Here is a 24,985-nt window from a genome sequence, read left to right on the forward strand (position 1 = left end):
TGGCCCCACAGACCTCGATCATCAGCGTCCCGCTACCCTGAACGAGATGTTCAGAAGCCGACTCGGATTCGAAGAGGCCGGGCCGCACCACGTGTTCCTCGCGTCCAGCGCACACGCTGCCCCATCCGTGCAAAGCACCAACCTCTGAGCACCGGCCTTCCCGCAAATGCCACATGCCCGTGATCGCGCGTCCAGGAGGCCGATCGTCGCAGGGTAGGCGCACACGCATCACGGCGATGTCCGTGACCTCCTCCGGTATAAGGACGTGGAGTGAGGTTCCAGCGCCGACGGGTCCAAGCTCCTCATCGAACGTCCCGCTCGCCTCGAAAATCGCTGACGCGCACCCTCTCGCTGGGATCTGCAGCACCACATCTGCTGCACGGCAAAAGCGGTCGGACGGCACAGCGCTGTCCGACCGCGAGCCTCCACCATCGCGCGCGCTGCCAGCATCGGCCTCCCGCTCATGCGACATGTAGCATCCCGCGAGAATCGCGAAGAGGACGCACGCGACGATGGCCCCGCTTGAGTTCATGGAGAGGAGATCTGGTACGCGACGACGTCCGAGTTCGTCGGCACGAACACCCGGATTCCATCACGCTTCTCGCACCCAACACCAACCCCGACGGGAACGCGAGATTGAACGTCCGGAAATCCACCGTCTCGGGATTTGTCGTTGCCGAGGGCACGCCGCACGCGTGGTCTCCGTCTTCTTCGGTCACGCAGAAGGACGCTTCGACGGAATCAGTCTGCGTACGATCCGTCACGATGATCTCTGCGAGATTGAGATTCGTCGCGCTCGTCTGCGTTGCTGAGCCAGGTGCGTTCAGTATGGGACAGAAGAACGAGTGCCTACTTCCGTTGTTTGTAAGGCGTCCGGTACGCGAGACATCCTGCTGGTCCTGCGACGGCATGCACATCGCACCCGGGAAGCGCATGAACGCTGCTGCATGCGCGTACTCGCAGCGATCAACGAGACAGACGATACTGCGATGGCGGCGATGGAATGCGCCTCGGTCACTGCTCACCCCCGAGTTCTCCGCCAGAGGCAGCGCGAGCGGCGCGCTCGTCCGCCATGGCATTGAGAACGCGGGAGGTGCACCGCGTAGTCCGCCATCCGGAGCTGTTCGACGACAACGCTGCCGCGGGCATCGGCCTCTAGGCGCTCTCCGAGTTGGCCTCGCCCGGACTCGAGTCGTCCGGCTCCTTCGGCGGATAACCACCGCGCTCAAGAAACTCGACGAGCATGAGCCCGAGCCACGTCGGGCTCCACTGGCGCGCACTCCCGCAGCGAACCAACCCGAGTTCCGCCAGTCGAGCCCGATGAGTCGAACGCTCGTCCCCCGCGCTGCCCGAGTTATCCGAGTAGACCGAGGAGAACGAGATCCCCTTCGATCCCTGCCGCATCTGCCGGATCTCGCGGTAGGAGAGGCAGAGCTCGTGAACCTCGGGATAGTCGAGCTCCCTCAGGATGCGGAAGAACCGCTTGGTCATCGCGACGCGATGGCTTTCCGGGTCGAAGGCGCTCACCAGCGCTGCCATCACGACACGCTGCTTCTTGCCTTCGGAACCAAACCAAGCGGCGCTCCACTCTTGGAGGACAGGCACAACGCCGCTCGCCGCCTCGTGAGCGCCCACTTCCTCCTCAAGAGCGCCGAGCTTCTCGCGAATCCGCGGTTCCGCCCCTGAAAGCGCCTCAGCAGCAAGCAGTTCCTGCGCTTGCGCGAGTCGCCGGTCCGCTGGCGAGCGAAAGTGCTCCACAGCAAACCCGACCAGCGTCTCGGCGCATCCCGCGAGAGCTCCCAGCCCCGCACCGAGCACCATCGCTTCGGGACCACCGGGCAGGCTTGTGATCGCACCCGTTAACGCGCCGACGACCGGTTTGCCGGGGCCGCGGTCGGATTCCGTTCCGTCGTGTTCGCTTTCCGTCATGGCGCGAAGACGATAACAGGCAGAAGCGGTGGCCGTGACGCACCGAACCCCTCGTCACAGTGGGCGTCCGAAGCCAGGGACTCGCGCACCTTCTCCGCGATGTAGGTGCCGGACGTCCTTTGCTGAGCACAACCGGGACCTACATCGACGGTACCGTGAGCCCGCCAACGCGACCTCGCATGAGAGCTGTTCCGGAGTCGTCGTCCGACCACGGCGAGGCGACGCTCGCGCGCTGGAGTGAGTGCGTCGACGCATCGGCCAGAGCCGTCGAAGCGCTGCGCATCGCGATCGACGCGTCACCTGCTGCGAACGTCGACGCCGCTATGACGCTCTTCGCTGAGGCGCTCCACGCGATGGCCGAAGCGTATCGGCTTCGGCAGTACGACCTCGGCGTGGCGATCGCGCATGCGGAGCGCGCACGCAAGCTCGTGCACGCTGCCGACGAGCTACTCCAAGCAGAACGCGCCAAGGCGGGATAGCGGACGCGACGACTGCGGCCGGTCCGAACGATGAACCGCACTTGGCCCTGCGCAGCTGCGGCGCGCGCTCGGCGCGCGACTCACCCGCTCTCGGAGCTCGATCGGATAAGCCTCAGCCATCGGCCAAGCAGATCACCGCGATCGATGTCGCGCAACGGATCAACCGAGACGCACTCTGGGGTTAGGGCCAACCTCCGTCGTCGGACTGAGCACAAACGAGTCACCGAGGCGTTTGCGAGCCTCGGCAACCCGCTCAGAGAACTCGGCCGGTGAAACGTGTTCACCACCCGGTGCTGCGAGAACGCCATCGAGCGTGCGCGGATCGACTGAGGGATATCACAGACCGGACTGCCCCCACTTCCCGCAAAGTGGGCAGGCGATGCCCGGCAGGGTCCAGCACGCAGTCGGGATGGGGATGTTGTCGGATGTCGGACTGATTGCGTAGCAGGTGCTCACGTCAGTGTGGATACCGGCAAAACACAGCCCCGTCCACGAACCCCTCTCAGCCATGAGGCGATACCCGAACTCTAGAACCTCCTGCATGGTCGCGTTCGGATTCTGATCAGGGAAAGTTTGCCACGCCCGGTTCCATGCCGGATGGATCCTTCGATGCTGCCGATACGGAATCGTGATGGCCGAAACTCCGACGCCGCCGATCACCTCCGGCGAGCCACTGCCGCAATGGGTTCACGCACGCCGGATATACGGCTCCCTCAGGTGACCGGTAGGGTTAGTCGGCAAGTACACCGTCAGAAGGACGGATCTCGACCGCCGATGACTGACACCATCAGTGCGGTCCGCTCGCGCCTGGCGCGTCCTCCTCGACGAGCGTGCCCGTTTCTCGATGGTGCAGCACGCGTTCTGCACCCGGCTGCGCGTCGAGCGATGTCGTTCATAGGAGTGCGGTCTCACTGCGCCGCCAGCGACCGCGGGCGATGACCTGCCGGTTCACCGTGGGACCGACGACATCGTCAACGATGCCGAGCTCAGTGACGTCCTTCACCACGCCGCCTTCCTGGCGCACGATCTCGAGGCAGTGCCGATCGAGGTGCAGCGCCCGAATCACATCATTTCACGCTGCGCGTGCGAAATCCCGGCGTCGCGTGGGCGCACGGCATGCTCGCGAGTACGCACTGGGCGTTGTACCCGTGATCTCGCGAAACGCGCGGCTGAAGTGACTCTGGTCGCAATATCCGATTGCGAAAGCTGCCTCGGTGCAGTCGACGCCCGAAGCGAGAAGATGTCGGGCTCGTGCAATCCGCAGGTGCGCGCGGAAGCGCAGGGGCGGCATCCCGATCTCGCGCTCGAAAATCCGGCAGAGATGGCAGCGGTTCAGCTTCACCGAGATCGCGAGCGTGTCGAGATCGAAGTTCCGTTCGAGGTTGCTCTCGATGTATTCGCGCGTCCGCGCCACTCGACCATCGATTCGTCCGGCGAACGGCGGCGCGGCGGTCGTTGACGCCAGGGCGCGTCGGTACACGTCGGACGCTGGCGCCCGCGCGTCGCAGACAGGGCCGCGCGCGGGCGCCCGAACTCGAACCTGCGGCGAACGGCTCGACCCGTCACCGTCCGGCGGAGAGGGAGTCCCGAAGATCACCCGGAATGCCGCGCCGCGCTCGGTGCGGACTCGCACATGCGCTGAGAGCGGCTCGACCACCAGCACCGCGCCGGCGGGCAGAGTTGCCTCGTGCTCGGCGCCGTTGATGACGTACACGCCGTCGCTTGCGGCTTGGATCACGAGGCGCTCGGGCCATATGAACGACCAGCATCGCGCGGGTGCGTCAGAGACCTCGAACACCTCGAGTGAGCAGTCGTCCCGGTCGACGCGGCTCCAGCGGACGGGCGGCACGGCTGAATCGACGACCCCAGAGCTCCGAGCGGCAATCACGAGCGGATGAGGATGCATGACTGTTTTCGTCTCCGGGCGACACCTTCAGCAGTGTCCGTGCCATGCCCGCGAGCATGCGAAATCGGCCGAAAAAGCTCGCCAGCGCAGCATGGGCGAACGAGCGCGTGACCAACCTCCATCACTCGATCTCAAAAAGTGGCCTCCACGAGGTATCGCGGGGAGCGTGACAGTCGCCACCAGCGCCCGCGTGCGGCGCGTCAGCTTCGACCGACCGGCTCCCGAGCAGCTCGTGCCGCCAGGCCTGCGCAGCTGCCGCGCGCTCGCGCTGCTCGGGGCGTCGGCTCAGGGCGCGAGGCCATTCGAGGCGGCGATCTGCGCGGACGACCCCGACCAAGACCGCCCCCCACGAGCTTCGGCGCGGCGGACCCCTGTAGCTGGCGCTCGTGGCGCTCGTCGTCACCGCTCGGTGATCGCGGTCGGGTCGCGATCGATGGGCTCCACCCGCCGCTCCGGGCGAAGCGGCGGGTGGAAGGGGTCGGGATCAGGGCTACGCTCGCGCCGCCGACGAGCGCGCCCGATCGGCTCAGGATCGCGCGCTCCGGCGGATACCGGCACTGCGACGTTCACTCGGCGGTCTCGGACAACCCTTTCACGCTGTCGCCGGAGCGAGCCAATCTCGTCACGCGTGCCCTCACGCGCTCGAATGCTCCCACGACCACAACGTACATCACCGGCGTGAGCGCGAGGTTCAGCACGGTCGACGCGACCATGCCGCCGAGGACCGCAGTGCCGAGCGAATGGCGCGACGCCGCGCCGGCGCCGCTCGCAATCGCCAGCGGGACCACGCCGAGCGCAAACGCGAGTGACGTCATCAAGATCGGCCTCAGGCGCGTGACCGAGGCCTCGACCGCTGCGCGGACGAGGCTCCGCCCGTGCTCTGCGCGAAGCTGCTGGGCGAACTCGCAGATGAGGATCGCGTTCTTGCAGGCGAGGCCGACGAGCATGAGCAGGCCGACCTGGCAGTAGACGTCGTTCGCGAGCCCGCGAGCGGCTTGCGCCCCGAGCGCTCCCACGACCGCCGTCGGCACCGCAGTCAGGATCACGACGGGGACCACAAAGCTCTCGTATTGCGCCGCCATGACGAGGAACGCGATGAGGATTCCCAACGCCATGAGCAGTCCGGCCTGAGACCCCGCTTCGCGCTCCTCCAGAGCGAGTCCCGACCACGCGTGTTCGAATCCACGCGGGAGTTGCGCGGATACCTCATCGAGCGCGGCGATCGCCTCGCCTGAGCTGCGACCCGGCATCGGCGCCGCGTTCACGGTTGCCGACCGGTAGAGATCGAAGTGCGAGATCACCGGCGGCGCGGTCGCCTCGCTCGTCGAGACGAGACCAGCGAGCGGCACCGCTGCCCCGCGAGTCGAGCGCGCGTAGTACTGCCCGATATCACCGGGGGACATTCGGAAACGCTCGTCCGCCTGCACGTAGACGCGATACGAGCGCTGCGCGAAGTCGAAGTCGTTCACGTAGGCTGCGCCCATGTAGACCTGCAGCGCTCCGAACGCCTCGCTCACCGGCACGTCGAGCGAGCGCGCCCGCTCACGATCGAGCTCCACGACAAGCTGCGGATCACTGGCGCTGAACGTCGTGAACGCCGACGCGAGCTCCGGACGCACCGTCGCCCGGCCGATCAGATCGGACGCGGCATTCGCGAGGGCATTGAGTCCGTTCCCTTCGCGATCCAGGAGTTGGTACTCGACGCCTCCGAGGTTGCCGAGCCCGCGAATGGGTGGCGGCGGAAACGATCGCACGACCGCGCCGGTGATCTCGGTGAGCTGAGCATTGACACGCGCCACGGTGGCATCCGCGCTGAGTGTCGCGTCGTCGCGCTCATCGCGCGGCCTCAGCATCGACCAGAGCACGGCGCGATTGGGGGCAGTGCCTTCGAGCGAGACTCCGACTCCGGCGAAGGTGTGATGGATCGCGGGGTCCTCGGCGAAGATGTTCTCCACCTGCTGCACGACGCCGCGCGTCGTCGCGAAGGACGCTCCCGGCGGCGCCTGGACCAGCGTGATGAAATAGCCGAGATCCTCGTTCGGCACGAAGCCGGTCGGCAGCGAACGGTACAGGACGACACCCGCCGCTGTGAGCGCCGCGAGCGCCAGCACCGAGATCCAACGCCGGCGCATTGCGAGCTCGAGCGCTCGCTCGTAAGCCCGCGTGATCGAGTGCATCGATCGATTGAACGCGCCGAATACGCCGCGCTCCGCCTCGCCGCCTCCCTCGACGAGCAACGCCGCGAGCGCCGGTGCGAGAGTCAGGGCGTTGAACGCCGAGAGCGCCATCGAGAACGCGATCGTGAGCGCGAACTGCTGATAGAGGATCCCGGTCGTACCTGGAAAGAACGCGGGCGGCACGAATACGGCGACGAGCACGAGAGACACCGACACGACCGCGCCGAAGATCTCCTTCACTGCGGATAGAGTCGCGGCCCGCGACCCAAGCTTGCGCTCTCGCGCGTGCCGCTCGACGTTCTCGATTACGACGATCGCGTCGTCGACGACGAGACCCGTCGCAAGCGTCAATCCGAACAGCGTGAGGCTGTTGATGGTAAACCCGGCGAGCTGCACGAAGAAGAACGTCCCGACGAGCGACACCGGGATCGTGAGCAGCGGGATCAGCGTCGTCCTCCAGCGTTGGAGGAACAAGAAGATCACGGCTACGACGAGGAGGATCGATCCGCCGAGCGTCCACACGAGCTCGTCGATCGACTCCTCCACCGCGGTCATCGGGTCGTAGCCGATCGCCCATTCCACGCCGGGCGGGAAGCGGCTTCCCAAGCGCTCCATCTCTTCGAGCACGGCGTCGTACACGTCCAGTGCATTCGAGCCCGGTAACTGGAACACGATGAGGCCGAGTGCATCGCGCTGCTCGAAGCGGCTCAAGGTGTCGTAGCTCTCGGCTCCGAGCTCCGCGCGCCCGACGTCGCGCAGCCGGACGAGCGTCCCGTCGGGGTCGGTTCGCAGCACGAGATCCTCGAACTGCTCCGGGGTCTCGAGACGACCGAGCGCGCGCACCGTGATCTCGAAGGTCTGAGAATCGGGCGCCGGAGAGCGCCCCACACGGCCGGCGGCGATCTGCGCATTCTGCTCGCGCAGCGCGTCGACGACTTCCCTCGGGCTCATATCGCGGGCCGCGAGCCGCGTCGGATCGAGCCAGAGCCTCATCGCGTACCGGCGCTCGCCGAAGATTCGCACTTCGCCGACTCCGTCGATCCGCTGCAGCTCCTCGCGAACGTAGCGATCGACGAAGTTGCTCAGGAACGACGGCTCGTAGAGCGATTCGTCTGCGTGGAAGCCGAGCCCCAGGACGATCGCGTTCGAGGAACGTCGCACGTCCACGCCGATGGTCCGAACCTCCGGCGGAAGCCTGCCGAGCACCGTCGACACGCGGTTCTGCACGTCGACCGTCGCGAGGTCGAGGTCGCGCTCGCGCTCGACCGTGACCGTGATCTGCGAGACTCCGTCGGTGGTGCTCGTCGACTGCAGAGTGCGCAAGCCCGCGATCCCATTGATCGCCTGCTCGAGCGGCGTCGTGACCGTCTCTTCCACGGTCTGCGCCGCGGCTCCCGGATAGACGGCGGTGACCACGACCTGCGGCAACTCGAGGCCGGGGTACTGTTCGACCGGCAGCTGCGGGATCGACAACGCACCGGCCAGCGTGGTCAGGATCGCGATCACTGCGGCGAACACAGGCCGACGAACGAAGAACTCGGACATGAACCCTCCTGAGCGAGCGTGCGGGCCGTGAGCGTCAGTCGGGCGCGCCGGAGCGCCCGGCGGTCGCGACCGTGTCGTCGAGCGGGCTGAGCGGGCTGCCGTGTCGGATGAGCTGGGTGCCCTCCACTGCGATCTCCTCGCCGACCTCGACGCCGCGCAGCACGAGGTAGCGGTCGCCGGCGATCGGTCCGAGCCGTACCGGACGCTGCTGCGCGGTCGGCTCTGTGGTCGTGCGATCCACGACGAACACGAACGCCTGGGCATTGAGCCGAGTGACTGCGAGGACCGGGACCACCGGACCAGTCCTCGTGCTCCAGCGCAGACGCGCACGCAGGTACTGCCCCACCTCGAGCGTCGGCTCGCCGTCGCCCAGGGCGCACTCGACGAGGACGGTCTGCGAGCGCTCGTCGACCTGCGGTGAGACGAAGTCGATGCTCGCCTCTCGCAACACGTCTCCGGAAGCGCCCAGGATTTCGACGTGGCCTCCGACGCGCAGCAGAGGCCGCCGCTCGACGGGCACCTCCACGTGCAGCTCGCTGCCGCCGAGCCCGGTGATCGTCGCCAGCAGCGCGCCGATCTCGACGCGGTCCCCGACCCGCACCGGGATGTCGCCCAGGCGCCCGGCAATCGGCGCGGTGACGCGGTGATAACCGAGCGCGACGCGGCCTTGCCTGACGGACGAGCGCGACTCGCGCACCTGTGACGCCGAGCTGCGGATCGCCGCTTCCTGCATGGCGATCTGCGCGTCGATCGCGGCGAGCTCGGCTTCGGCTCCGCGGAGGCTCGCCGTCGCCTCGTCGAACGCCTGGCGCGACGTAGCATCGGCGGCGAAGAGCTCTGCCACCCGGTCGCGGTGTGCGCGCGCGTACTCGAGGCGCGCGCCCGCTGCCCGACGGCTCGCGCGGTGGAGATCCAGGGTGGCGCGAACACGGTCGAGCTCGGCACCCGCCGTGAGGGCGACCGCCTGGGCTCGGTCGACAGCGGCTTCCTGTAGCGCAGGATCGATCACCAAGAGAGGCGCGCCCGCAGCGACCGTGTCGCCGGCCCGAACGTCGATCGACACGACGCGGCCAGAGACCTGCGGCCGAACATCCGCCGCGCTACGCGAGTGCACCGTCGCGACGTACTCGTTGGACTCGTGCACTTCACCTTGCGCGACGAACGCGGTGCGTACCGGCGCCGGCGCCGGAGCGCTCGCCGCTTGCTCCCCGCCACATGCCGCGAGCGCCAGCGTCACGGCGCATGTGCCGATCCAGATTCGAGTCTCCATCGTTCGTTCTCCTCTCGCAGAATCAGCGCGGCCGCTCGGCGGCGCTCTGCGCAGCCGAAAGGCGCCGGAAGAAGTCGGTCCGCTGCTCGGTCGTCGAGCCGATGCTGAACTCCCGAGTCGCGTGCTCGACGGCGAGGAAGTCGCGCACGAACTCGAACCGCGCATCTGCGGCGCGCAGCGCGCTCACACGCGCCTGGGTCTGCGCGTCGACGACGCGGATCACGTCGATCGCGCCGCGCGCGTAGGCTTCCCGAACGAGCTCGAGGCCGGCTGACGCCGCGGTCGCCGCGTCGACAGTGAGCGCAATCGACGCGAACGAAGCGCCCGCTGCATGCAACGCGGCACGGACGTCCGCCTCGATCATCTGCGCAGCCGCGGTTCGCTCTCGCTCGAGCCGGGCGATCTCGAGCGACGCCTGCTCGATCTCACTCACCATCGCTCCGCCTTCGAGGAGGGGGAGCGAAACGACGAGACCCACCGACCAATCGAGCGCGTCAGGCACCGTGAACGGAAGCGGCTCGCCTTGCCCGCTGCCCGCGCCGTCGGTGGCGAATCGGTGCGTCAGGCCCGCGACGAGCGTCGTCGTCGGGACCCAGAGCCGTCGCTGCGCGCCAGCGTGGCGTCGCCGGGCAGCGCGGATCCGATCGTCGTAGGCGGCGAGGTCTGGTGCGTTGTCGATCGCCTCCGCGGCGAGCAGCCGCCGCAACGACGCGAATCGCTGCGGCTCCCCGAGCACGTCGGCGAGGCGATCGTCCGCCGCCATCATCGGCAGGCTCTCGAGGTCGTCATCTCGAAGAGCGAGGGGCTCCTCGAGGTCGCGCGCGAGCAAACGGTTGAGCTCGATCTCGACGCGATTGCGGAGAGCGACGGCAGCGACGACACGTCGGCGTCCCTCGGCGACCTCGATGCGCCACCGGTGGACCTCGTCCGCTCCAGCGACCCCTGCCCGGCGGCGGAGCTCGGCGACCGCGAGGTTTCCGTGGACCCGCTCGAGATTCTCGCGCTCCACGCGCTCTACGGTCGAGGCGCGGAGCACGTCGACGTAAGCGACCGCGACGGCGAGCACGAGATCGATCTCGGCGCGCTGGATGTCGTGCCGTCGAGCGTCCTGCACCGCGCCTGCCCCGTCGAACGTGGCCCACGCGTCCTCGGCATAGAGGACCTGTGAGGCGACCACCTCCCACGAGAGCTGACGCTCGGCCGGCGGCCCCGGACCTGCGGCGCGATCGGCGTCGATGAGGTCCGCGCGCGCTCCCACTCGGGCCTGAGGCAAGAGCGCCGCCCGAGCACGCTCGACCTCGCGCTGTCCGATCTCGACGCCCAAGCGCGAGCTCTGGAGCGCGAAGTTGGCGGCGATCGCGCGTTCGACTGCGTCTTCGAGGCCGACACCGGCGCCTCCGCTCGAGCGCGGGTGAAGCACCGTGCCTTCGAGCGTGAGCGCGAACGGAACACCGACGCCGATGCGGCGTGCGATTTCCCGGTCGATTGTGAGCCGTTCGCTCGGCTCGAAGACCGTTGTGAGCTCGCCGGCCGGACGCCCTTCGAGGATCGCCCGCACGTGCAGCGCCGCTGCTCGGCCACGCAGCCTTTCGATATCGGGAGGATCGAGCGTCGCGAGGGCACCTGCGCCGGCCATCGACGAGGTTCCGACCACTGCGACGCCGCGGTCGAGCGCGGCGTCCAGGAGCGCTCGCTCCTGAGGAGCGTCGAGCCCGTACAGCCCCGCCGCGTGTAGTGCCCTGATTCCTTCGGGCAGCCAAATCGCGCCGCGCCGCGGGACCGCCACGACCACCAGCTCGCGTCCCACTCGCTGCGCGACGCCCTCGATCACGCCGGCGAGCGCGGGAGCGTGCGCGACGAGCTCGGCGTCGATCGCGACGCCCAGCGGTCCATCCGGGAGAGCGGTGGCGACACGCTCGAGGTCGCGCTCGAGCGTGAGGCCTCCGGAGAGATACGCGATGCCACGAGCGCCTGAGCGCAGGCCGTCCGAGAGCAGGCCGTGCACCTCCGGACTGAGCACGACCGGGAGCACGAGGGTCCGACGCGACGCGCCGGCCTCCGCCGCCGCGTGCGCCGCGAGCGGGCCGTTCGCGACGACGACGTCGGCAGGCATCTCGAGCGCGGTGCGAAGCGCTCGACGAACCGAGTCGTAGTCTCCGTCGAGCTCGGGCGTGACTTCGACGATCTCGACGAGCTCCTCCGCCGAGGTCGCAGCGAGCAGCTCGGTGTGGAGTCCTTCTTCGATCGCCGCGATCCGCGACGACCGAGACTCGCTCACGATCACCACTCGACGGACGGTCGGTACCTGCGCACGAGCGATGTCCGATGCGCACGCGAGCAGCGCCGCGCAGATGACGGCGATCAAGTACCTGCCTATATCGCCCGGCGTTCCTCGCGGAGCGCGCGCGCGACGATCCATGCTCCCCGACTTGGCGTCTTTCATCGTGTTCCGTCCTCGGAGTCGTGATCGCCCCACCCCACCCTCGCCTGCGACGAGCGTTCGGTTCGGAGCGCGTGATTCAGTCGTCGGCGACGTCGGCGAAGAACTTCGCCTTCGCGGCGGTCTCGCGATGGAGCGTCACGCCGCCATCGACCACGAACTCGCCGCCATTCGCGTACGACGACTCGTCGGACGCGAGGAAGAGCATCAGGTTCGCGATGTCCGCCGGCGTCCCGGCGCGATCCGGAAGACCCGCGCGTCTCGCGAGCGGGACGTGCCCGAACGCCTCGTCGGACGCGACCTCGGCAGTCATCGGCGTGTGGATGAACCCGGGATGCACGGAGTTCACCCGAATACCGAAGCGACCGAGCTCGACGGCGGCGACCTTGGTCATTCCGCGCACCGCGAACTTGCTCGCAACGTAGGCGAGCGAATGAACGTCCGAGACGATCCCGTAGATCGAAGAGACGTTGATGATTCGATCCGCCCCTCGCCTTTCGCATCGACGGATAGGCCGCCTGCATGCCGAGAAAGACGCCGACCTGATTCACCTCGATGACCTTCCGATAAGTCTCGACGGGCAGGTCCTTCAGATAACCACCGTCGCTGATTCCGGCGTTGTTCACGAGAATGCTCAGCGGCCCGAACGTCCCCTCTGCCGTACTGACGGCGTCGCTCCACGACGCCTTGCGCGTGACGTCGAGGTGCACGTAGGTAGCCCGCGGTCCGAGCGCCGCCGCGAGCGCCCGGCCCTCGTCGTCGAGCACGTCTCCGAGCACGATGCGCGCGCCCTCGTCGTGCATTCGCTTCGCGGCGGCGGCCCCGATTCCTCGCGCCGCACCGGAGATCAGTGCCACTCTGCCTTCCAGTCGATTCATACGTCCTCCTCGCGAGCTCGGGTGAGGCACACGTGCCTCAGCCGGCGCACTCTCTCGAAACACGTTCATTGGATTCGCGTGGAACCCGCGGTCAGATGCCGTAACGAACCGCGACGCGCGCGCGGGTCACGGGCCCTCGCACCTGCAGCGCCGCGCTGGACCAACTGGGCGGCGCGAACGGGGTCGGTGCGTCGTTCGAGAATCCGAAACCCTCGGTCGGAATGCCGAGCCAGTCGCGATCGACCTGTCCGTCGCGATCCTCGTCGTGGAAGAACGCGACGCCGTACACGCCGGGCGCGAGCCCACCGAACCGGCACCGCGCACGCCCGCGGACGATCCGAGAGCGGCAGATCGCGAGCTCCTCGCCGTCATGCAGCCAAAGCGACTCGTGATCGAAGAGGCCGGCCGACAGCACTCCGCGATCGTTCCGCAGACCGGCGATTTCGAGCTCGAGGATGGCGCGCTCACCTTCCTGCGCGCGAACGCCGGACGAGCCGCTGAGTGGCGTAGCCCAGAGCACCGCGGCGACGAACAGACACACTCGGCGCGTGGCTCTCCCGGTGCCGTGCGTCGGGTCAGTGTCCTCGTTGCTCATGACGTTGGTGTGCCGCACTCGGCGAGTGCGGACTTGAACGTCGTTGAGACCGCGGCGTGGGAAGCGCTCCAGCTGTTGCGTCAGCTCGTCGCGCGCTCGCTCGCCGACCCGCAGCTCACGGACTGAGCGAGCGTGATCGCCTTGGCAGCTGCGAGGCTCTCGCTCGTGATCTCGCGCAGCTCCGCCGCTTTCGCCCGCGCCCGCGAGGCTCTGACGTCCTCTGGAAGGAATAGGGTCTGGCGATCGAAGTCGCGATGCGTCGGAGAGCGCGGGTACAGCTTGTGCGGATATCGAGCGACGATCTCGCCCCGTCCGACCAACGACGCAGCAAGCGCGTGCAAGTGAGCCACGACCACCTCAGCTGCTCTTCGCACGCGGGGCGACGAGCTGGAGCTCTCACGCGATGCCCGCTGACCGATGTTCCGGTGGTGCTGTGGCGGAGTCACCTCCCCGAGCGCTTCGCACGCTTCTTCGAGCGCGCGGCGGTCGGCGCCGTCGCCGCGAAGCGTTCGGCGAAGCGCTCGCGTGCGAACGCCTCGACTACGAAGTCGACGAACGCTCGCGTCTTGCCGGGCAGCATCGAGCGGCTTGCGTAGTAGAGAGAGATCGTCCCCGCATCGGCGTACCAGTCGGGGAGCAATCGAACGAGCGCACCTCGCTCTAGGTAGGAGAGCGCGTCGGGTACCGTGACGAGTGCGACTCCCAGCCCGAGCGCCGCCGCACTGCACATGGCCGCGGGGTCGTCGAGCACGACCGTCTCCTCGAGCGTCGTGGCGATCTCCGTGCCCCCCGCGTCTCGCATCGTCCACTGCCGCACTCGACCCGTGCGCGCCGATCGGAGCACGATGCCGTCGAGCGCGCCGAGCGTCGAAGGATCTGCAGGCAGCGTCCGACGCTTCAGGTAGCCCGGCGACGCGACGGCGATCACGTGAGCGGGCGCGAGCGTTCGCGCCACCACGCCCGCGGGCAGCTCGAACCCGCCGCCGATCGCCGCGTCGAAGCCCTCGGCGATCAGGTCCACCGCGCGGTTCTCGAATCGCCAGTCGATGCGCACGCCGGGATGGCGCGCACGGAACGCGGGCAGCAGCGGGAGGACGTACCCCGTCCCGAAGGTCACGCTCATGCTGACTTTGAGCACGCCGCCCGGTTCGCCACGATCGCTCCCTGCCTGCGCGATCGCGGCTTGGAGCCCGTCGAGGTGGTCGCCGATCGCCCTCAGGAAGCGCTCCCCTTCTTCGGTGAGCGTCAGCTTGCGAGTGCTGCGGTGAAAGAGCCGGACCCCGAGATTGCGCTCGAGCGCCGCCACGTTCCGACTCACCGCCGCAGGCGTCAGGCCGAGTCGCCGCGCGGCGGCCGAGAAGCTGCCCGACTCAGCGCTACGCACGAACGATTCCAGGTTTCCGAGGTTCTCCACGAACGCAATCACCTTCAAGCAGCGGTTCAAACTGTTCCCGTAGACTGCCGACTAATCGTGATGAATCGCGGTCCCACAGTCGAACCGTAGCGAAAGCAAAGGAGGACCCGATGTCGAAGTCAGCTCGCCCCCTCGAAGGAAAGGTCGCACTCGTCACTGGCGGCTCGCGGTCGATCGGCGCTGCGATCGCCGAGCGCCTCGCGGCCGATGGCGCCGCGGTCGCGATTACGTACAGCGCATCGCCGGAAAAGGCGCGTGGCGTGGTGCAGTCGATCGAGTCCGCGGGCGGACGCGGGCTCGCGATCTCTGCTGATGCGGGAGACCCGGACGCGGTGCGCGCCGCGGTCGCGAAGACGGTCGAGGTGCTCGGTGGCCTCGACGTCCTCGTGAACAACGCGGGCATCGCGCTCGGCGGACCGATCGACCAGATCTCGTTCGACGACTACCAGCGGATGATCGCCGTGAACGTGACCGGCGTGTTCGTCGCGACCCAGGAGGCCGTGCGCCACATGCACGCGGGCGGTCGCGTGATCCACATCGGCAGCTCGATGGTGAGGTACGCGGCGTTCGGCGGCGCGTCGCTCTACACGCTGACCAAGGGCGCGCTGAGCGGGTTCAACCGCAGCCTCGCGCGCGATCTCGGGCCCCGGCAGATCACGGTGAACACGGTCCATCCGGGACCCACCGACACGGATATGAACCCCGACGGCGGCCCGGTCTCGAAGCTCGTCGGCCCCGGCATCGCGGTCGGTCGCTACGGTCGTCGCGAGGAGATTGCGTCGGCAGTGGCGTACCTCGCGAGCCCCGAGGCGGCGTTCATCACGGGCGCGGATATCGCGGTCGACGGCGGATTGACCGCGTGAAGGAGAGAGTCATGAGCATCGGAATCATCGGGGCGGGCAACATCGGATCGGCGTTCGCGACTGCGCTCGCACGCGCTCAGATCCGTGCGACGATCGCCAATCGGCGTGGGCCGGAGTCGCTGGGCGATGTGACCGCCCCGCTGGCCCCGTTCGTGAGCGCGGGCACGATCGAGGAAGCGGCGCGAGCAGACATGGTCTTCGTCGCCGTGCCGTGGTCGAAGATCCCCGACGCGCTGGCGAAGGCCGGGCCCTGGAACGGCCGGATCGTGATCGACGCGAACAACCCGATCGAAGCACCGAGGTTCCAGGCAGCCGATCTCGGAAGGCGTCTCTCGACGGAGGTGTTCGCCGATCTGGTGCCCGGCGCCCGGGTCGTGAAGGCGTTCAATCACCTCCCGCCGCCGCTGCTCGCCGGCGATCCCAGGACGAAGGGCGGCAGGCGTGTGCTCTTCTTCTCCGGCGATGACGCCTCGGCCAAGCGCGAAGTGGCTGCGCTGATCGATCGACTGGGATTCTTCGGGATCGATCTCGGCTCGATCGCCGTCGGCGGAAAGCTCGTGCAGTTCCCGGGCGGGCCCCTCCCGACGCTCCACCTCGCGAAGTTCGACTGAAGCCTGGCCAAGAGATCGCCCCGGCGGACCTAAGGTCCCCCGGGGCGATTTCTGATCGGCGGGTCGAAGCCGGGGTGGTCCGAGCCGGAGCGTCACTAAGGCGATCCGGTTCGAGGTACCCGAGAACGCGATCGAGGCGCGTTCGCGTCTCGCCGACGCTGTGGACGGACGCGAGCTCTCGTTAGCGCGATCGACAGCGCTCGAGAGATGGATCGCAGGATGAAGGCCAACCTCGCGTTCTGATGGATCGTGGGAGGCCTGCGCGTGGGGTGCGCGAAGCTCTCTTCGTTTTCGCACGCGCAGGCTTTGATGCTGTTCGCGAAAGGCTGCTCGAGGCAGGTGTGCTCTCGTTCGAGCTCATCGCGTCCGATGGAACGCGCGCACGCGGGTTCGCGTCGCACTTTCGTTCCTCTGCGTCGCGCAACTGATGACGACGGCTCACGCGAGCGTCGACGGTTGCTCGGCTGACGCTGGGCGCCCGGCACACGATCGGCGCCGATCTATCGAACAGTCGCTCGACGGGGGCAGCACGGGCGGCCGAACGACCGTGGTCGCATGCGGGATGCAGAACCGCTCGCACGTGTGCAGCCGAGCAGTTCTGCACCTTGCGGGCCGCAACGAGACTACGAGGGCAGGCGCTCGTCGATCCACGAGACGATGTCGGTCAGCACGTCCTCCTTGCCGACGTCGTTGAGGAGATCGTGGAAGTGCCCCTCGTAGAGGCGGAGCGTCTTGTCGGTCGAGCCGGCCCTCTCGTGGAAGACCTCGCTCCCGTGCGGCATCGTCGCCTTGTCGGCGGTGCCGTGCAGAATGAGCACGGGGAGCGTGATGTTCCCGAACTCCTTCTTGAGCCGCTCGTCGGCTCGGATCATCTCCGCCACGGTCTGCGTCGCGCCAGGCTCGTGAACGATTCGGGGATCGTTCTTCATGCGCTCGACGAACGCCGGGTCGCGGGAGAAGTCTTCGTCCTTGAGCTTCAGAACGTGTGCGTGCGGCGCGATGTGGCTGAGCCCCTTCAGGAACGCGAGCGCCACGTCGGGCGCGGCGACCTCGTGGGCGAAGCTTTCGCACACGAAGCCGGTGAGCTCGTTCTGGTGCTCGAGCGCGTACAAGCATCCGACCACGCCTCCGGCGCTGTGTCCGAGCAGGAACACCGGGAGGCCCCGATGGCGGCGCTTGGCGAGCGTGATCACCTGCTCGAGGTCGGCCACGTAGTCAGAAAACTTCTCGACGTAGAAACGCTCGCCGGCGGAGTCTCCGTGTCCGCGCATGTCGTGCGCATACACCGCGAGTCCTCGTGCCACGAACTGCTCTGCGACCCACTCGTAGAGGCCGCTGTGGGACTTGAAGCCGTGATTGATGACGACCACTCCGCGCGCGCCCGAGTCGGGTGCCCACGTGCGCAATAGGATCTTGGTGCCGTCGGCGGCGATCAGGGTCTCGGCGAGCATCGTTCGACTCCTCGGGTTTCGGGGGACGTGGGCGTCGATCGAAGCGCGCCCACCAGCACCGTCGCACCCCCGCGCGATCTCTCGTCGTACGCGGTTGCGGTGCGCCGCGACGAAAGGGGCTGTGTCTCGCGAACCGTGAGCGCTAGGCTGCTCGTCTCCAACGAGTGGCGGTACACGTGGGGCGGCGGTCATCAGAGACGAGCGAGACGCTCTGGGAGGACGAGGCGCGGACACTCGAGCGCATCCACACACCCGGTGGTCCACCGCGGCTGGTGTGGATCGCCCGCGCGCCTGACTCGATCGCGAGGATCGAGCACGAGCTCGGGCTGCGCGATCAGCTCGAGCTCGAGTGGGCCGCGCGGCCGCACGCCATCGTGCAACGCGATGGACGCCCTACGCTCGAGCTCGACGATCCCGGAGGACGGCTGCTCGCGACCGCGATCGGGCGCGCGTGGGACGTGGAGAGTTTCTTGCGGGTCGCGATCGGGATCTCGACCGCGGTCGCGAGAATGCACGGGAAGGGGCTGGTACATCGTGCGCTGACGCCCGCGAGCGTGCTGATCGACGCCACGACCGGACGAGCGTGGATGATGGGCTTCGGCGTGGCCGACGCGTCGGCGGTGCCGAGCGCGCTCGCGTATGGCTCGCCCGAACAGACGGGGCGGATGGGTCGCGCCGTCGACGCCCGCAGCGACCTCTACTCGCTCGGCGTGACGCTCTATCAGATGCTCTCGGGACATCTTCCGTTCGTCGCGTCGGAGCCGCTCGAGTGGATCCACTGTCACCTCGCACGCGCGCCCGCGCCCCTCGATGCCGAACGAGTACCGAAGGGACTCGCGGCGGTCGTGATGAAGCTGCTCGCGAAATCGCCGGACGATCGGTACCAGACCGCAGCCGGGCTCGAAGCGGATCTGAGGGCGTGCGCGCGTGCGTGGCACGCGACGGGGCGTATCGACTCATTCGCACTCGGAACTGACGACGCTCCCGTTCGCCTCGCGATCCCTGATCAACTCTACGGCCGAGAGCACGAGCTCGGCGTGCTCCTCGACGCGTGGGATCGCGTGAGCGCGACCGGTCGATCGGAGCTCGTGCTGGTCGCAGGGCACTCCGGCGTCGGCAAGTCATCGCTCGTGTCGGAGCTGCGCAGAACAGCAGGCGATCGACCAGGTCTCTTCGCCTCGGGAAAACACGACCAGTACAAACGGGACGTTCCCTACGCAACGCTGGCGCAGGCGCTCCGCGCGTTGGTGCGGCCGCTCTTGCAGGAGCGTGAGGCGGAGCTCGAGACGTGGCGGCGCAGGTTGCTCGACGCGCTCGAGGGCGACGGGGGGCTCGTCGCGCAATTGGCGCCAGAGCTCGAGCACGTCATCGGGCGGCTACCGTCGATCGACGAGATCCCCGCGCAGCACGTACGCGCGAGGTTCCAGCGCAGGGTGCGGAGTTTCCTCGGCGCGTTCGCGCAGCCGCGCGAGCCGCTCATGCTCTTTCTTGACGATCTCCAGTGGCTCGACGCGGCCACGCTGGACCTGCTCGAGTCGTTGTTCGTCGATCGTGGAGCATCGCATTTGCTCGTGATCGGCGCGTACCGCGACAATGAGATCGACCGAGAGCACGATCTCCACGCGGTGCTCGCGCGCATTCGCGCCAGCGAAGCGCGGGTGACGGAGATCGATCTCGGACCGCTCTCACTCGACGACACGAACCGGCTCTTCGCCGCGTCGCTGCGTACGACCGTCGACGAGACGCGCCCGCTCGCCGAGGTCGCGCACGCGCGCACGGAGGGCAATCCGTTCTTCGCGATGCAGTTCCTCGACGACCTCGTGGACTGCAACGAGATCGAGCGGGCGAACGGGCGTTGGTCGTGGAGCCTCGACCGAATCCGCGCCCGCGAGCTGCCCGACGGCGTCGCGGAGCTGATGGTCTCGCGCGCCTCGCGACTCGAGCCGGCGGCACGTCAGGTGTTGACGAGGCTCGCTTGCCTGGGCACGAGCGCATCGATCACGGATCTCGCTTGGGTCACCGACACGGCTCCTGGCGCCGTCGCGGCAGCGCTCGATCCGGCCGTCTCGCTGGGGTTCGTGGCGCGTGACGGTGAGGGCTTCCGGTTCCTCCACGATCGCGTGCAGGAGGCCTGCTACGCGCTGGTGCCGGAGGCGGAGAGGCCGGCGCTCCATCTCGAGATCGGCCGGCGGCTCGCGCGTGGCGATCGCGCCGACGCCGTGTTCGACATCGCGGGACAGCTCGACCGCGCGCACACCTGCATCGTCGATCGGGACGAGCGCGACCGCGCCGCGGAGCTGAGCCTGCGCGCGGGCCGGCGCGCGATGGCGGCAGCCGCGTTCGGAGGGGCGCGGGCGCACTTCGCCGCAGGCGATCGCTTCCTCGACGGCGATGACCGCTGGTCGCGCGCTCCCTCGCTCGCGTTCGCGATTGGGCTGGGCCTCGCAGAGTGCGAGTACCTCACGGGCGAGAACGCGCGGTCGGATGCGCGGTTCGCCGAGCTCGCGACACGTGCGACCTCGCTCGTCGAGCGGGCCGCTGTCACGTGCCGGCACGTCCACGCGCTCGTGACCGTCGGGCAGATCGATCGCGCGATCGATCTCGGGGTCGAGCACCTCCGGGCCGCCGGGCTCGCGTGGACCGAGGATCCCACGGCCGACGAGTGCCGACGCGCATACGAGAAGGTCTGGGCGACACTCGGCGCGCGCACGATCGAGGATCTCGCCGACCTGCCGGCGATGACCGACGCGACCTGGCGCGGCACGATGGAGGTTCTGGTCTCGCTCCACGGGCCCGCGCTGTATGCGAACCGCCCGCGCCTCCACAGCATGATCGGGTGCTCGATGGTCAGTGCGACGCTCGAGCACGGCGTCGCGGACTCCTCGGGTGTCGGATATCTCATCCTCGCCATGCACGCGCGGCAGAGCTTCGGTGATGACGGGATCGCGCTCCGCCTCGGTCAGGCCGCACTGCGCGTCGTAGAGCGCCCCGGGACCGAGCGGTACGTCCCGCAAGTGCTCGTGGGGTACGCTTCGGTGGTTCACGCGTGGACGAGACCGATGCGCGAGTGCCGTGTGAACCTGGTGCGCGGCCTCGCGGAGGCGCATCGCATCGGCGACACGGCGATCGGAGGTTCCGGCTTCCAGCTCGTCTCGAACTACCTCGCGGCCGGCGATCCGCTCCACGAGACGCGCGCCCGCGCGATCACGCACCTCGAGATCGCGCGCGAGCTCCGCGCGCCCGCCAGCGTTGGGATCGTCGACGCTCAGCTGCGTCTGGTCGACTCGCTCCGCGGCGCGGATGATCGCTTCCCGCGGCTCTTCGCGGGCGAAGAGGACGAGATCGAGTACGAGGCCGCACTCGCCGAGGGCAGGGCGATCCCGATCGTCGCGTGCTGGTACTGGATCCGGAAGCTCGTGGCGCGCGTCATCGCGGGGGATCATGCGAGCGCCGTCGACGCCGCGCGCAAGGCCGACGCGCTCCTCTGGGTGTCGCCGTCGAACGTCGACTTCGGCGAGCACCGCTTCTACGCGGCGCTCGCGTACGCGGGCGCGCTCGACGAGCGCAGTGACGCGCGCGAGGATCACGTCGCGACCTTGCGAGCGTACGAGCGCGAGATCGCGGGGTGGGCCGATGACTCGCCCGCGAACCACGGCAGCCGTGCAGCGCTGGTGAGCGCCGAGCTCGCGCGCCTCGAAGGACGAAGCGCCGACGCGGAGGTGCTCTACGAGCGCGCGATCGCGCTCGCGCAAGAGCACGCGCTGCCCCAGGTGGAGGCGCTCGCTCACGAGCGCGCGGCGCGGCACTGCGCACGCCGCGCGCTCGGCACGATGGCTCGCGCGTACCTCCGCGAGGCACGCGCGGCGTACGCGCGATGGGGCGCTGCCGCGAAAGTTGCGGCGATGGACGCGGCGGGGCTCGGCCCCGATCGTCCGGTCGCGGTCGCGACCGCGACGCTCGAGCACCAGCTCGACCTCACGACGATCCTCGACGCCTCGCGCGCGCTCTCGAGTGAGATCGTGCTCGACGAGCTGATCCGTCGGATCATGACGCTCGCGCTCGAGCAGGCAGGCGCGACGCGCGGGGTCTTGGTGCTCGCCTCGAGTGGCACTCTCCGGATCCGCGCCGACGCGACGGCGGATCGCACCGGCATTGCCGTGCGGCCGCGCGACGCCTCGCCGACCGAGCTCGAGCTTCCCCAGGCGATCCTCCGATTCGTGGCGCGCTCGAAAGAGAGCGTGATCCTCAGCGACACGGCGGTGGTGAACGAGTTCTCGTCGGATCCGTACCTGCAGCACGGTCGGGTGCGATCGCTGCTGTGCATGCCGCTCCTCAAGCAGGGCGTGCTGACCGGGATCGTGCACCTCGAGAACGAGCTGACGCCCGACGCGCTCACGCCGGCCCGCATCGAAGTGCTGCATCTTCTCGGGTCGCAGGCGGCGATCTCACTCGAGAACGCGCGGCTCTACGACGAGCTCCAGCAGTCGGACTCCTACCTCACCGAGGCGCAGCGACTGAGCCGCACCGGCAGCTTCGGGTGGAACGCGGCGAACGGCGAGCTCGTGTGGTCGCCCGAGACGTTCCGGATCTTCGGGGTCGATGCCGCGGTCCGACCGACCCTCGATGTCGCGCTCGAGCGCGTGCACCCCGATGATCGCGCCGCCGTGGCGGAGAAGCTCGACCGCGTAGCTGGCGAGGGCATCGGCCATTGGGAGCTCGAGCACCGCGTTCGTATGCCCGACGGGGCGGTCAAGCACGTGCGAGTGGTCGCCAAGACAGCTGGGCCCAGCGACCGCTTCGTCGGCGCGGTGATGGACGTGACGGCCGCTGAAGAGGCCGCGTCGACGCTGCGCACTGCGCTCGAGGAGAAGGACGCGCTCCTCAAGGAGGTGCACCACCGCGTCAAGAACAACATGCAGCTCGTGAGTAGCCTGCTCAGCCTGCAGGCCTCCCGGTGCGACCCCGCCGTCGCACGAGCTCTGGCGGAGAGCCAGCATCGCGTGCGCGCGATGGCGCTCGTACACGAGAACCTCTACGTCTCCGGGAATCTCGCGCGCATTCAGATGGGGTCGCACGTCGCGCGACTCTGCTGGCAGCTCAAGCGCGCGTTCGGGGTCCGTGCCGAGCACGTGACGCTCGACCTCGACGTGAGCGATCTCGAGCTGGAAATGGACTCCGCGGTGTCGTGTGGCCTGGTCATCAACGAGCTGGTGTCGAACGCGATGAAGTACGCGTTCCCAGCTGGCAGGCGAGGGACGGTTCGGATCGCGCTCCACGCGCGCGGGCGCGAGCACACTCTGATCGTCGAGGACGACGGAATCGGACTGCCGCCGAGCCTGGAGAACACTGCCGAGACCGGTACGCTGGGCCTCCAGCTGGTGCACGATCTCGTCGATCAGATGCGGGCGACGATGACGATCGCGCGGCACGAGGGAACGCGCTTCGTCATCGTGTTCGAGCCGCCGAGCGACGGGTGAAGGCTCGAGTCGTTCCGCGACGTCGGAGCGAGGCAACGTCGTGCAGGTGGGACGCGGCGGGGCCGCGACAACGACGGTCGCGTGATCGCGCCGGCATCACTGGCGAACGCATCGAGCTCGTCGGCTCGAGCGAGCTCGCGCTCGCCCTCGCGCGACCAGGAAGGCGCGGCGAGCATGTCGTGCTCGCCACAGGGTCCATCAACGGTCGCCGAGCATGCGGAGCGGCCCGACCGAGAGGCCGATCGGATCGGCGCCGCGTCGCGCACGGGGCCGATCTCTGGCCACCGTGCTCAACACCTGGCCCCGGCGTGCCCAGTAAGTGGGCCGCTCAGCGGAGCGCACCCCGCGAGCGGGCCGAGAGCCGTGCGGTGCGCGTGAAGGAGGATGACGGCGCAGCCCACATGCCCGCACGTGATGCTCTCCTCCGGTCAGTTGCCCTCGTCCGACTCGACGCTGTGGCCGACGTGGATCCCCAGCGCGCGCAGCTTCGCGCGCATCGTCTGCCTCGAGATTCCAAGCATGCGTGCGGCCTCACGCTGGTTTCCGCTGGTGCTATCGAGAGCCAGCGTCAAGACGAGCCGATCCACCTGTCGGTGGATCTCGCCGTAGACGTCGTCGCCCCCGGCCTCGAACGCCGACCGCACCAGCACCTCGAGATCCGCTCCGTTTCGCGAGGCGGTCGCGCCAGACGCGGACTCGTCTCGCTCCGGCGGCGTGAGTGGCGGCAGGAAGGCAGGGAGTAGCGTCGACCCGCGCGCCGCCAGGAGCGCTTGCTTGATCACGCTCTGGAGCTCTCGGATGTTGCCCGGCCACGCATGCTGACGAAGGCGCGCGAGCGTGTCGGGCGCGACCTCGCGCACGTCGCGCCCCAGCTCGCGGCCGAACCGGCGTGCATAGTGGCGCGCGAGCATGGGCAGATCGTCCAGCCGCTCGCGCAGCGGCGGCACATGGATCGCGAAGACGCCGAGGCGGTAGTAAAGGTCCGATCGGAACTTTCCCTCGGCGGCGCGAGCGCGCAGATCGCGGTGGGTCGACGCGATGATGCGCACGTCAGTGCGGATCGTGTCGTTGCCCCCAACGCGCTCGAACGACTGCTCCTGGAGGACGCGCAGGATCTTGGCCTGAAGCGCGACCGGCATGTCGCCGATCTCGTCGAGCAGGATGGTGCCACCGCTGCACTGCTCGAACTTCCCGATGCGCCGCCGGTCGGCGCCCGTGAACGCGCCGCGCTCGTGGCCGAAGAGCTCGCTCTCGAGCAAAGCCTCCGGGATGGCGGCACAGTTGAGAGCCATGAACGGTGCCTTCGCGCGCGCGCTGTGTTGGTAGATCGCGCGGGCGACGAGCTCCTTGCCGGTGCCGCTCTCGCCCGTGACGAGCACCGTCACGTCCTGCGCCGCCACCCGCCCAATCGCTTTGTAGATGTCGAGCATCGCGGGCACGCCCCCGATCATCGCGCCGTCGATCTCGGGGCTGTCACTGGGGTCGCCGAGCACGACGGGCGATCGCATGCGGCGCGCGACGTCGAGCGCCTCGCCGACGGCCGCGCGGAGACGAGCGAGGTCGAGCGGCTTCGTCAGATAGTCGAATGCCCCATGCTTCATCGCTTCGATCGCGGTGTCCGACGTCTTCGCCGTCGTCACGAAGATCACAGGGATGCGCGCATCGATTGCGCGGATCTTCTCGTGCACCTCGAGGCCGGACTGATCCGGAAGACGCAGGTCCAGTAGAACGACATCTGGGGCCCGCGCGCGGATGCGCGCGATCCCGGTCTCGCCGTCTTCCGCGATCTCCACCTCGCACTCGGGCTCGGCGAAGGTATGGCGGACCTGGGCGGGGATGACCGTGGGGTCGTCGTCGATCAGCAGGATGCGAGCCATGCAACCGTCACTCGCAACCCGAGGGCCAAGCGCGACACGAACCCATATTGGCATGATACTGGCTCGCCGACGC

Annotated in this window: 15 protein-coding genes and 1 pseudogene; 5 read left to right on the forward strand and 11 right to left on the reverse strand. The window is 68.5% G+C overall.

The window, feature by feature from the left end; translation table 11 throughout:
* Positions 1 to 1,155 precede the first annotated feature (1,155 nt).
* Complete coding sequence (locus I5071_RS27605) at positions 1,156 to 1,929, reverse strand: hypothetical protein (protein WP_236515879.1); 774 nt, start codon at positions 1,927 to 1,929, stop codon at positions 1,156 to 1,158.
* A gap of 179 nt (positions 1,930 to 2,108) precedes the next feature.
* Between I5071_RS27605 and I5071_RS27610 the strand changes: the two genes are divergently transcribed.
* Positions 2,109 to 2,408, forward strand: a complete 300-nt coding sequence (locus I5071_RS27610) for a hypothetical protein (protein WP_236515880.1) — start codon at positions 2,109 to 2,111, stop codon at positions 2,406 to 2,408.
* Positions 2,409 to 3,300: 892 nt separating this feature from the next.
* Here I5071_RS27610 and I5071_RS27615 read toward each other — a convergent pair.
* The 7 genes and pseudogenes from I5071_RS27615 to I5071_RS27645 form a co-directional block, all read right to left on the reverse strand.
* On the reverse strand, positions 3,301 to 3,474 hold the full coding sequence (locus I5071_RS27615) for a hypothetical protein (protein WP_236515883.1): 174 nt from the start codon (positions 3,472 to 3,474) through the stop codon (positions 3,301 to 3,303).
* A 6-nt stretch (positions 3,475 to 3,480) separates the two neighbouring features.
* Complete coding sequence (locus tag I5071_RS27620) at positions 3,481 to 4,314, reverse strand: helix-turn-helix domain-containing protein (RefSeq protein ID WP_236515887.1); 834 nt, start codon at positions 4,312 to 4,314, stop codon at positions 3,481 to 3,483.
* A 566-nt stretch (positions 4,315 to 4,880) separates the two neighbouring features.
* The gene (locus I5071_RS27625; protein ID WP_236515888.1) at positions 4,881 to 8,036 is read right to left on the reverse strand and encodes an efflux RND transporter permease subunit; all 3,156 of its coding nucleotides are present in this window, start codon (positions 8,034 to 8,036) and stop codon (positions 4,881 to 4,883) included.
* A gap of 34 nt (positions 8,037 to 8,070) precedes the next feature.
* The gene (locus I5071_RS27630; protein WP_236515894.1) at positions 8,071 to 9,306 is read right to left on the reverse strand and encodes an efflux RND transporter periplasmic adaptor subunit; all 1,236 of its coding nucleotides are present in this window, start codon (positions 9,304 to 9,306) and stop codon (positions 8,071 to 8,073) included.
* Positions 9,307 to 9,328: 22 nt separating this feature from the next.
* Positions 9,329 to 11,749: a TolC family protein gene (locus I5071_RS27635; RefSeq protein WP_236515896.1), complete on the reverse strand. Its 2,421-nt coding sequence runs from the start codon at positions 11,747 to 11,749 to the stop codon at positions 9,329 to 9,331.
* 76 nt (positions 11,750 to 11,825) lie between these two features.
* Positions 11,826 to 12,624, reverse strand: a pseudogene (locus I5071_RS47035) (glucose 1-dehydrogenase).
* A 91-nt stretch (positions 12,625 to 12,715) separates the two neighbouring features.
* On the reverse strand, positions 12,716 to 13,039 hold the full coding sequence (locus I5071_RS27645; protein WP_236515897.1) for a DUF2141 domain-containing protein: 324 nt from the start codon (positions 13,037 to 13,039) through the stop codon (positions 12,716 to 12,718).
* Between I5071_RS27645 and I5071_RS27650 the strand changes: the two genes are divergently transcribed.
* Complete coding sequence (locus I5071_RS27650; RefSeq protein ID WP_236607746.1) at positions 12,995 to 13,345, forward strand: hypothetical protein; 351 nt, start codon at positions 12,995 to 12,997, stop codon at positions 13,343 to 13,345. The genes I5071_RS27645 and I5071_RS27650 overlap by 45 nt on opposite strands.
* A gap of 316 nt (positions 13,346 to 13,661) precedes the next feature.
* Here the strand turns inward: I5071_RS27650 and I5071_RS27655 are convergent, their stop codons facing one another.
* The gene (locus I5071_RS27655; RefSeq protein ID WP_236515898.1) at positions 13,662 to 14,633 is read right to left on the reverse strand and encodes a LysR family transcriptional regulator; all 972 of its coding nucleotides are present in this window, start codon (positions 14,631 to 14,633) and stop codon (positions 13,662 to 13,664) included.
* A gap of 110 nt (positions 14,634 to 14,743) precedes the next feature.
* Here I5071_RS27655 and I5071_RS27660 point away from each other — a divergent pair, with 110 nt between their 5' ends.
* Both I5071_RS27660 and I5071_RS27665 read left to right on the forward strand, forming a co-directional pair.
* Positions 14,744 to 15,496, forward strand: a complete 753-nt coding sequence (locus tag I5071_RS27660; protein ID WP_236515899.1) for a 3-oxoacyl-ACP reductase family protein — start codon at positions 14,744 to 14,746, stop codon at positions 15,494 to 15,496.
* Between the two features lie 11 nt (positions 15,497 to 15,507).
* On the forward strand, positions 15,508 to 16,107 hold the full coding sequence (locus I5071_RS27665; RefSeq protein WP_236515900.1) for an NADPH-dependent F420 reductase: 600 nt from the start codon (positions 15,508 to 15,510) through the stop codon (positions 16,105 to 16,107).
* 623 nt (positions 16,108 to 16,730) lie between these two features.
* Here the strand turns inward: I5071_RS27665 and I5071_RS27670 are convergent.
* A complete protein-coding gene (locus I5071_RS27670) occupies positions 16,731 to 17,558 on the reverse strand; it encodes an alpha/beta hydrolase (protein ID WP_236515902.1) in 828 nt (275 codons plus the stop codon).
* 272 nt (positions 17,559 to 17,830) lie between these two features.
* Between I5071_RS27670 and I5071_RS27675 the strand changes: the two genes are divergently transcribed.
* Positions 17,831 to 23,035 (forward strand): AAA family ATPase, encoded by a 5,205-nt coding sequence (locus tag I5071_RS27675; protein WP_236515904.1) that lies wholly within the window; start codon positions 17,831 to 17,833, stop codon positions 23,033 to 23,035.
* 428 nt (positions 23,036 to 23,463) lie between these two features.
* On the opposite strand, the gene I5071_RS27680 is transcribed toward I5071_RS27675, so the two are convergent.
* Positions 23,464 to 24,912, reverse strand: a complete 1,449-nt coding sequence (locus tag I5071_RS27680; RefSeq protein WP_236515905.1) for a sigma-54-dependent transcriptional regulator — start codon at positions 24,910 to 24,912, stop codon at positions 23,464 to 23,466.
* Between the last annotated feature and the right edge of the window lie 73 nt (positions 24,913 to 24,985).

The organism is Sandaracinus amylolyticus (genome assembly GCF_021631985.1).
Taxonomy (GTDB): Bacteria; Myxococcota_A; Polyangia; order Polyangiales; family Sandaracinaceae; genus Sandaracinus; species Sandaracinus amylolyticus_A.